General features: G+C 65.5%; 9 protein-coding genes. 1 reads left to right on the forward strand and 8 read right to left on the reverse strand.

What is annotated here, in order from left to right; all coding sequences use genetic code 11:
* Positions 1-278: 278 nt before the first annotated feature.
* The 7 genes from RM190_RS22975 to RM190_RS23005 form a co-directional block, all read right to left on the reverse strand.
* The gene (locus RM190_RS22975; protein WP_311761813.1) at positions 279-1340 is read right to left on the reverse strand and encodes a 4-oxalomesaconate tautomerase; all 1062 of its coding nucleotides are present in this window, start codon (positions 1338-1340) and stop codon (positions 279-281) included.
* Positions 1333-2004 carry a 4-carboxy-4-hydroxy-2-oxoadipate aldolase/oxaloacetate decarboxylase gene (locus tag RM190_RS22980; protein ID WP_311761814.1) on the reverse strand — a complete coding sequence of 224 codons (672 nt, stop codon included), beginning with the start codon at positions 2002-2004 and terminating at the stop codon, positions 1333-1335. The genes RM190_RS22975 and RM190_RS22980 overlap by 8 nt, the downstream gene beginning before the upstream one ends.
* A gap of 3 nt (positions 2005-2007) precedes the next feature.
* Positions 2008-2958 (reverse strand): VOC family protein, encoded by a 951-nt coding sequence (locus tag RM190_RS22985; RefSeq protein ID WP_311761815.1) that lies wholly within the window; start codon positions 2956-2958, stop codon positions 2008-2010.
* Positions 2958-3689, reverse strand: a complete 732-nt coding sequence (locus RM190_RS22990; protein WP_311761816.1) for a PIG-L deacetylase family protein — start codon at positions 3687-3689, stop codon at positions 2958-2960. The genes RM190_RS22985 and RM190_RS22990 overlap by 1 nt, the downstream gene beginning before the upstream one ends.
* 89 nt (positions 3690-3778) lie before the next feature.
* The gene (locus RM190_RS22995; RefSeq protein ID WP_311761817.1) at positions 3779-4963 is read right to left on the reverse strand and encodes a LysR substrate-binding domain-containing protein; all 1185 of its coding nucleotides are present in this window, start codon (positions 4961-4963) and stop codon (positions 3779-3781) included.
* 104 nt (positions 4964-5067) lie between these two features.
* Positions 5068-6006, reverse strand: coding sequence for a SphA family protein (locus RM190_RS23000; protein ID WP_311761818.1), 939 nt, complete (start codon positions 6004-6006; stop codon positions 5068-5070).
* Between the two features lie 254 nt (positions 6007-6260).
* Entirely contained in the window at positions 6261-6605 is a 345-nt protein-coding gene (locus RM190_RS23005; protein ID WP_311761819.1) for a type II toxin-antitoxin system VapC family toxin, read from the reverse strand.
* Between the two features lie 242 nt (positions 6606-6847).
* Between RM190_RS23005 and RM190_RS23010 the strand changes: the two genes are divergently transcribed.
* Positions 6848-8236, forward strand: coding sequence for an ammonium transporter (locus tag RM190_RS23010; protein ID WP_311761820.1), 1389 nt, complete (start codon positions 6848-6850; stop codon positions 8234-8236).
* A gap of 95 nt (positions 8237-8331) precedes the next feature.
* Here the strand turns inward: RM190_RS23010 and RM190_RS23015 are convergent, their stop codons facing one another.
* A complete protein-coding gene (locus tag RM190_RS23015; RefSeq protein ID WP_311761821.1) occupies positions 8332-8976 on the reverse strand; it encodes a helix-turn-helix domain-containing protein in 645 nt (214 codons plus the stop codon).
* Positions 8977-9112 lie beyond the last annotated feature (136 nt).

The following is a 9112-nucleotide window of genomic DNA, read 5'->3' on the forward strand; positions in this document are numbered from 1 at the left end:
AAGCCCCGCCTATCGACATGCCCCAATCAATGCCATATCCCGCGACCCGGCTCGACCATCCGGCCAGGGGCCTTCGGCGTATCCCGCCCTGCGGCATCTCAGGGGCCAGTCTGTGACCTACTTCAGCCGGCTGTTCTCGTCTTCCGGCGCCGTCAGCCGCCGGACCTCATCAGGCAGCAACCTGGCTCTCAACCACGGAAGGCTCGCCGAAAACTCCAGCCGTAAACGGTCCGGTTTCCAGCGGGCAGAGTAGGAATTTCACGCGGGCGTCCAGTCAATCACGATCCCTCACGGGGAAAGACCATACCATCGAATAGCTTGCGGGCGGTGCGCAAGGTGCCGGCCTCGATCACAAGGCCATCCGCATCCATCTGAAGCAGGACTTCGGCCGCGCCAGAGGGGTGTTCTATCAGGAAACGGCCATCCGGCGGCAGGGTGGCAAGCCGCTCGGCGAGAGAGCCGGGCAGGGTGCAGGCCGTTGCCACGCTGACGGCGGCAAAGACCCCAATAGAGGTATGGGCGCGGTGCGGGATGAAGCTGCGGGTGTTGATCGCGCCACCCTGAAGGGCGGACGAAACAAGGGTCATCTTCGGTACCGACTTTTCCGTAACATCGCCCAGATGCATCATCGGTCCGGCTTGCAGGCGGATGGCCTCGATCCGGGATCGCAGCGCGAGGTTGGCCTCCAGTTCCTCGCGCGTTTCCTGCCCGCTCAGGCCGAAATCGGCGGCGCGCATGATGACGCAGGGCATGCCATTGTCGATCAGGGTGCAGTCGATCCCGTCGATGACATCAACCGCATTCCCGCTGGGCAGCAGGGCGCCGCACATGGACCCGGCGATCTTCTGGAACATCAGCGGGATCGGCGCGGCGCGGCCGGGAACGCCATCGATGGCGGCATCGCCCGCATAGCGGACATGCCCGCCGGGGGTCTGGACGCGGGCCAGCGCGACCTCGTCGGTATTCAGCATGTGGATACGGACGGGGGTTTCATCGCCGGTGGCGGCGACCAGTCCGCGTTCGATCGCGGCAGGGCCGACACCGGCCAGAATATTGCCGCAGCCCTGCGCGTCCGACACCAACGCCTGGTCGACAAAGACCTGAAGGAACAGATAGTCGACATCGGCGTCCGGGCGCGTCGGTGGCGACAGAACGGCGACCTTCGAGGTCAGGGGATCAGCGCCGCCGATCCCGTCGATCTGGCGCGGGTCTGGGCTTCCCATGATCCGCAGCAGCAGCGCGTCGCGCAGGGCAGGGTCTGCGGGCAGATCCGATGCGAGGAAGTACGCACCCTTCGATGTGCCGCTCCGCATCCACAGGCAGGGGATGCCGTCACACATATTTCAGCCCCTTCGCCGCCAGCCGGGGGCGCATGTCATAGATGTCGAGGCCAAGCTCTCCGGCGGCAAGGCGCCTGCGCTTGATTTCTTCCGCCTCGACTCGATTGCGAGCGGCGGCCAGGACGGCCTCGGCATCGACCTGCCGCACGACACAGACCCCGTCGTCATCGGCGACGATCACATCCCCGGCCTCGACCAGCTGACCCGCGCAGACGATGGGGACGTTGACCGAGCCGGGCGTCTCCTTGACGGTGCCCTGTGCACTGATCGCGCGGGACCAGACCGGAAAGCCCATCGCGGTCAGATCGCGGATGTCGCGCACACCCGCGTCGATCACCAGCCCGCGACAACCCCGCGCCATGGCGCTGGTTGCCAGCAGGTCGCCGAAATATCCGTTGTCACAGGGAGAGGTGGGGGCAAGGACAAGGATATCGCCCTGCCGCAACTGTTCGATCGCGACATGCAGCATCCAGTTGTCGCCCGGCGGCGCGCTGATCGTCACGGCGCTGCCAGCGATGCGCCCCCCGGCATAGATCGGGCGCAGGTGGCTGCCAAGGCAGCCGATGCGTCCCTGCGCCTCGTGCACTGTGGCGACGCCCGCTTCGGCCAGACCGGCGATGGTCGCGGGTTCGGCGCGGGGGATGTTCTGAACGACGACGGCCATGACTTAACCCTTTTTCAGCGGCGGGGTGCCGTGGGTGTGGAATGTCTCGATGGTCTTCAGGCCCCAAGCTTGACCCTTCCTGCGGTCGGCCTCGGTCCAGACGACCGGCTGCCAGTCCGGGGCCAGGATCAATCGGGCACCGGCATTGGCAAGCTCGACCCGGTTTCCGGCGGGTTCCCAGACATACAGGAAGAACGTGCCCTGGATTGCGTGCTTGTGGGGGCCGGTCTCGATATGGATGCCGTTCTGCAGGAAGATGTCGGCGGCACGCAGGATGTCCTCGCGCTGATCGGTGGCATAGGTGACGTGGTGCAGCCGCCCACTGCCGCTGCCATGCTCCTCGGTGCAGGCCAGGTCATAGGTCTTGTTGTTGACGGTGAACCAGCAACCGCCGATCCGGCCATTGTCCAGCTGGATCATCTCGGTCACGCGCGCGCCAAGGCAGGTCTCCATGAAACGCCGGAACTCGGTCACGTCGGCGGCCAGAAGGTTCAGGTGGTCAAGGCGGCGGGGGGCGGCGCCGGTAAAGGCGCTGGCGGTGTTCTTCAGCGCGGGCCGGTCCGGTTCCTGCGCCCGATACCTGACAGTATCATAATAAATTTCAAAGATGTGGCCGAATGGGTCCTCGAATCTGAAGGCGCGACCGTGGCTTTTGTCGCCCTCGACCCAGCCATGAACCTTGTAGCCCGAGGCCTCGATGGTAGCGACGCGGCGAAGCAGGGCCTCGGGGCTGCTGGCGCGATAAGCGACATGGCCGATCCCGGTGGTCGCCGCCCGCGTCAGCTTCAACGAGGCATGTTCGTAATCGTCCCAGGCCCGCAGATAGGCGCTGTCCGCATCCTGCCCGGACAGCTTCAGCCCATAGACCCGCGTGAAGAAATCCAGGCTTTCCTGAAACCGGTCGGTCAGTATCTCAACATGACCGAGATGCGCGACGTCAAAGCACGGCTCCATCACAATGCATCCACGGTGCGCGGGAACACGGACTGGAAGCCTTCGGCATATTTCGCCTTGCGTCCGCCGGACTGGCCGCCGGAGTTGCGCATGAAGTGGTTGGCCCGGTTTTCGGCGACGCGGGTGTAGTACTCCCATAGATGTTCCTGCCCTTCCATGCATTCAATGGCGGCACGCTTTCTGTCCCAGACCGGGGTGATGTCCAGGAAGGTGTCGGGCTTCCAACCCATCTGTTCGGTCTGATGCGGTTCGAACAGGTAAAGCTGGGGCGCGCCCAACACCTTCTGGCCGGGTTCGTGGCCCCAGGCTTGGGCGATCATGCGGCATTCCAGCGCCACTTGCGTCGCATACATGTGGTCGGTGTTGTAGGGGTCGTACTGGCTGTGACTCAGCATGAAATCGGGCTGGACCTTGCGGATCACATCAACCAGCCGGAACTTGTCGTCCTGGGTCAGGTGCAGCGGGTAATCGCCTAGATCGAATTCGACCAGATCATGCACGCCCAAGGCCTGCGCCGCGTTTTCCGATTCCGAGCGGCGGGCGGATTTGACTTGTGCCAGCGTCATGCCGGGATCTTTCCACAGCTTGGCGCTTTCGCCGCGCTCGCCAAATGACAGGCAGACGACCGTGACCTCATACCCCATCTGGGCGTGAAGCGCGATTGCGCCACCGCAGCGCCAGACGAAATCGGCGGCATGGGCAGAAATGACAAGGGCGGTCTTGCTTGGCATGGTCTCTCCTTGCGGTCGGTTGTCCGCAAGACTGGTTCCGGCGCGGTTTCAGCGCAAATTGGAAGCGCCGCCCATACGATAAGTTTCCGCTATAGCGCGTCACCGCCCCCGGGGACCGTGCGGCGCAGCACCGCCAGGAATTCGCGCTGCGCGCCGGTCGGCTCCCACCCGGCCCGGGTGGTCAGGCCGATGGGGCGCAGCGCGCCGGGCAGGTGCACGGGCAGGATCGCCAGCGCCTCGGCCTCAACCTCGGCCTGCAGGCGCGAGACACCGCCAAGTTGGTCACTGCCGCGCAGCAATTCGCGCAGCACAATGACGGACGAGGTTTCGATCACGCCCGGCGATTCATGGCCAGCAATCTGAGGGCGCGGCAGGGCCGCATCCAGGATCGCCCGGATGGGCGTCGGGCGACGTGGCATGACCCAAGGAAAGGCCGCCAGGTCGGCCAGCTCGATCTTACCCCGCCGCAGCAGCGGGTGGCCGTGACGGGCGACCACGACGACCTCATCATCGAACAGGCGCTCCTGCACGATGTCGTCGATCGGGCTGGGCAGGCGCAGGGCGCCCAGCACCATGTCGATTTCGCCGCGGCGCAGTGCCAGCAGCAATTCGTCATAGCGGCCGTCGATGATCTCGACCGGAAAGCGGGGGCGGGTCTTGCGGAATTCAAGAACAGCGCGGGGCAACCAGCCCGAGCGGGACAGCGGCAGGGCGCCCAGAACGATACGCCCCGCTTCAGCCCCGTTCAGCGCCGCAAGGTCCGAGGCCGCCTGCTCCAATTCTGCCAGCGCCAGCCGGGCCGCCTGCGCCAGATTCTGGGCTGCGCGCGTGGTGATTAGGCCATGTGCCGTGCGCTGGAAAAAGACCATGCCCGCCGCCTGTTCCAGCATCGAGGTTGAGCGATGCACTGTCGGTTGCGCCAACCCCAACCGCCGTGCGGCCAGGGTGAAATTCTCAAGCTCGGAAACTGCAATCAGCGCGGAAAGCTGCGCCCACGTCGCCTGCACCCGAATGGGGCGGCCCATATCGGCCATGGCGGCGTCCAGAAGCCGCAGGGCGCGGCTGGCGCGGTGGGCCAGCACCTTCCCCGCCTCGGTCAGGAACAGACCCTGAGGGCTGCGCTGAAACAGTGCCTGCCCCGTTTCCTGGGCCAGTTTGCCCATCGCCTGCGTGACCGCGGGCTGCGAGACATGGCAGGCCGCCGCCGCCCGCGTCACCGAGTTGTCGCACCCCAGGGCGAGAAACATCCTGAGATGGCGAAGACTGGCGGGCACGATGTTCCCCTTGCGCTGGCGGTCCTGATTACAGGCGGGAGCCGGCGGTGCAAGCGGGTCGCGGGTGGGACAGGGGCTGTGTCCTTGCCCCACCCGCGCGCCGGTCAGCCGCCAAGCGGCACGGTCACATTAAACAGCAGCGCGTCGCCTTCGACCCGGTTCTTGGCATCGAACTCATGCAGCCAGCGGGCATCGACGGCGACAGGCCGCTTGCCGACGGCTCCTGCCCAGCTGACGGCCGGACCCAGCGCCGATACGCGGCCCTTGAAGTCGCCCAGCACCGCACCGTCGCCGCTGTCCCCGGTGATCTGCTGATAGTGATAGCCGGCAAGGCCGACCGTCCATGCCCCGGTCGTCTTGGCAACCGCTGCCTCAAGATGCAGTTCGTTGCCTGTGCGATAGTCGGTGTCGGGGTTTTCGGCGTTGACGCTAAGACCCGCCGCGCCATCAAGCTGCCAGCCATCCGCGCCCAACCAGGTCGCCGCGGCGGTCAGGTCGCCCGCCCAGTGGTTGAACGAGATATTGGTCGTGCGTGATTGCTGGTAATCACCGATGGGCACGTTCACCAGCAGGTTCAGTGAGGTCAGCAGGTTCTCCGATTTCCAGCCGATGCCGCCGCCGATCGCCGGGTCGCCGATCAGAAAGCTGTCCTCTTGTCTGCTGCCCGACAGGACGTCGCCGCCGGGGCCGGTCAGGGTGGCGCCCAGCTTGGTTTCCTTCCAGCCGAAGGGCACCAGCGCCGTCAGATAGGGTTGCCCGCCCAGTACCGGGCCGCTGTCCAGCGACCAGACCCCGGTGGCCAGCCCCAGCGCGGCATTCCCCTCAAGATCCAGGTTCAGCCGCCCGTTCAGCGGAATGTCGGCCGAGCTGCCCCCGGAATAGCCGTAGAAGGTGAACTGGAAATAGGTGCCGGCGGGTGGGACGACCCCCGCGCCCGTCGCCCGCAGGCCCAGAAGATAGAAGCCCGTTCCGCCTTCGGCCGCGAAGGCCGCGGGGGCCAGTGCCAGCACTGCCACGGTCGCAAGACATGCACGTTTGAACATCCCCGTCTCCCTCGTCTTCCGACACGATCCAGGCGGCCGATCGTCGGGCATCACACCCCGCTGCCGCTTTTCCCTGACAGGGCAAAGCCTTGTCCGATTCGAGTCAACCGTCCGCGCGGCCTTTGCCCGTTCCTGCGGACGCGCTGTGGCATTCCTGCGCGGCGGCGCGGCATAGGGCAGGGCGCGCAGGGACTATTGCGGCGAGATCATCCTGACCGTCGGGAAACAGGTCGCATAGCGCCCGCGATCCCGGGTCAGCAACGGTAACCCGCGATCGCGGCATGGGCGCCGATATAGTAATCCGGCAGCAGAGAGTGCCGCGCCCCGCCCGGCTGGCAATAGGCGTGAAAGGCTTTGCCCGCCAGAAAAGCCGCCACCCATGGCAGGGGCTCGCGGTGGAAGACGTCCTGCGGCAACAGCGCATCCAGCGTCTCGATCCGGCTGTGCGACACCGAAAGCTCGGCATAGATGATCGGGTTGATGACCAGTCGCCCGTCGCGTCCGGCACGGTGCAGCGCGGATGCCGACCAGCCCGACCAGACCGGATCGTCGGTCGCGATGTCCAGAAGGACATTGGAATAGATAAGAACCACGATCAATCCCGCGTCAGGGCCATGATCTCGTCCGTCGTCATCGCGCGGTGGGCCCCGACACAAGCCCGTGCGATTCGTCCGGGCCGGGGCGCGGCGCTTCGAATTCTGACCGCCCAAAAGGCAGTCTGGCGCATTATTCAGCGCCGCTCGTCGATTCCCGGCAGAGAAGATAATTCACCGACGGGAAACTTGGTCCGCGCCCGCTTCCGGTCATCCTTGTCCTGACATTCCGGAACAAGGAGGACGCCATGAACTTGAAGAACGCCCTGCCGGCCTTACCGCTGGTCCTGTTTCCCGCGCTGGCAAGGGCGCAGGACGCCGCGCCCGCCCTTGATGCGGGCGATACAGCTTTCGTCGCCACCTGTGCGCTGATCGTGATGCTGATGATGCTGCCGGGGCTGGGCCTGTTTTATGCCGGAATGGCGCGCAGCAAGAACGTGCTGTCGGTGTTGACCCAGATCTTCGCCTCGATCGCGCTGATCTGTGTGCTGTGGGTCGCCTATGGCTATTCCCTGACCTTCGATGCCGAGGGGCCGTGGAATGCGGTGATCGGCGGCACCGGCAAGCTGTTCCTGGCGGGTGTTACGCAGGACAGCCTGGTCGGGACCATCCCCGAATACACCTATATGCTGTTCATGATGATGTTTGCGGCGATCACGCCTCCGATCATTGTCGGTGCCTTTGCCGAGCGAATGAAATTCTCGGCCGTGCTGATCTTCATGGCAGTCTGGCTGACCATCAACTACATCCCGATGGCCCATATGGCCTGGGGTGGCGGTTGGGTCTTCGGAATCGGCGTCCAGGACTTCGCAGGCGGCAACGTTGTCCACCTGAACGCGGGCATTGCCGCGCTGGTCTGCGCGCTGGTCGTGGGACCGCGTGCCGGATATGGCAGCGCGATGATGGCTCCCCACAACATGACCATGACCTATTCCGGCGCCGCCATGCTGTGGGTCGGCTGGCTGGCCTTCTGTGGTGGCTGCGCGCTCGCCGCCAACGGCTTCAGCGCACTGATCATGGTCAATACCATGCTGGGCGGGGCAGGCGGCGCGCTTGGCTGGATGGCGACGGAATGGGTTCATCGCAAGCGTCCCAGCACCTTCGGCCTGCTGTCGGGCTGCATCGGCGGACTGGTTGCGATCACGCCCGCCTGCGGCTTTGTCGGCCCGGCGGGCGCCATTGCGGTTGGCCTGCTGACCGCGCCGGTCTGCGTCTATGCGGTCGAAAGCGTCAAGCGCCGCTTCGGCTATGACGATTCCTTCGACGTCTTCGGCGTCCACGGGGTCGGTGCGATGATGGGTGGTGTGCTGACGGTGATCTTCGCCGCGCCCGCCCTTGGCGGCCTGGGCTATCCCGAGGGGCGGGGCATGGTCTCGCAGATGGTGCCGCAGGTTTTGATCATGGGCTTCAGCGTCCTCGTCTCGCTGGTGACGACCTGGATCGCGCTGAAGGTCGCGGATGTGCTGGTCGGTCTTCGGGTCAGCGCGGGCACCGAATATGACGGGCTCGACATTGCCGAGCATGGCGAGGTCGGCTTCCGGCTGGGCGATGGAGTCTATGCCGGCGCGGCCGTTGCGGCCGAGGGCCAAGGACCGGCCCAGCCCGTCGCCGCCGCGACCGTGGAACGCACGGCCTGACGACAGGCCCGTACCGCGACGCGCAGGAAAAACGCACGGGGGACGCGTGAGGCCGGGGGCCGGGGAGAAATCTCCCCGGCCCCCGCGCCATCAGGCTATTTGCTTTGCGGATAGGTGATGATCGACAGGTAGCGCGCGGGCAGTTCGATCAGGTCCACCGGCCCATGCGGGGAATCCGCGTCGAACAGCAGCGTGTCGCCCGGTTCCAGCCGATAGATCTGCTCGCCATGGCGATAACCGACGGTCCCCTCCAGCATGTAAAGCATCTCGATGCCCTCGTGCTGGAAGGTGGGGAAGCGGTCGCTCTCGGTCGTCAGGTTGATCAGATAGGGTTCGACCACGACCCCGGAATTGTTAGAGCCGATATGGCCCAGCAGATGATACTGGTGCCCGGCGCGGGTGCCCTGCCGTTCGATCTCGACGCCTTCGCCGGACTTGACATGCATGGCGCCGCGAGGCTCGGCATAGCCGGAAAACAGCTGGACCAGCGGCACCCGCAGCGCGTTCGCCAGCGCCTGCAACGTGTTCAGCGAGGACGAGATCACCCCGTTCTCGATCTTCGAAAGCATGCCGATCGACAGCCCGGTCTGGGCCGCGAGATCCGATCCGGTCATGCGCTGGCGCTTGCGCAGATCGCGGACCACGCGGCCGATCGCGACCTCCAGGTTCCGCTCTGGCGAGTCGCGCAGGGCATGCGGATCCTGGGTCAGTTTCTGCTGGGTCTTGGCGTTCTCTGGCACGGGCGCTCGCGATCCTTCTTTCCTTTCAGGAAAGTCGATCTTGCGACCTGTCGCCGGGGAACGCAACCCGGATCCCCCATTCAGCCCATTCTTTCGCTGGCATAGCTTCCTGGCGATGCGGGGAAGACGACGGTCT

The organism is Paracoccus broussonetiae (assembly GCF_031854425.1).
GTDB classification, from domain to species: domain Bacteria; phylum Pseudomonadota; class Alphaproteobacteria; order Rhodobacterales; family Rhodobacteraceae; genus Paracoccus; species Paracoccus broussonetiae.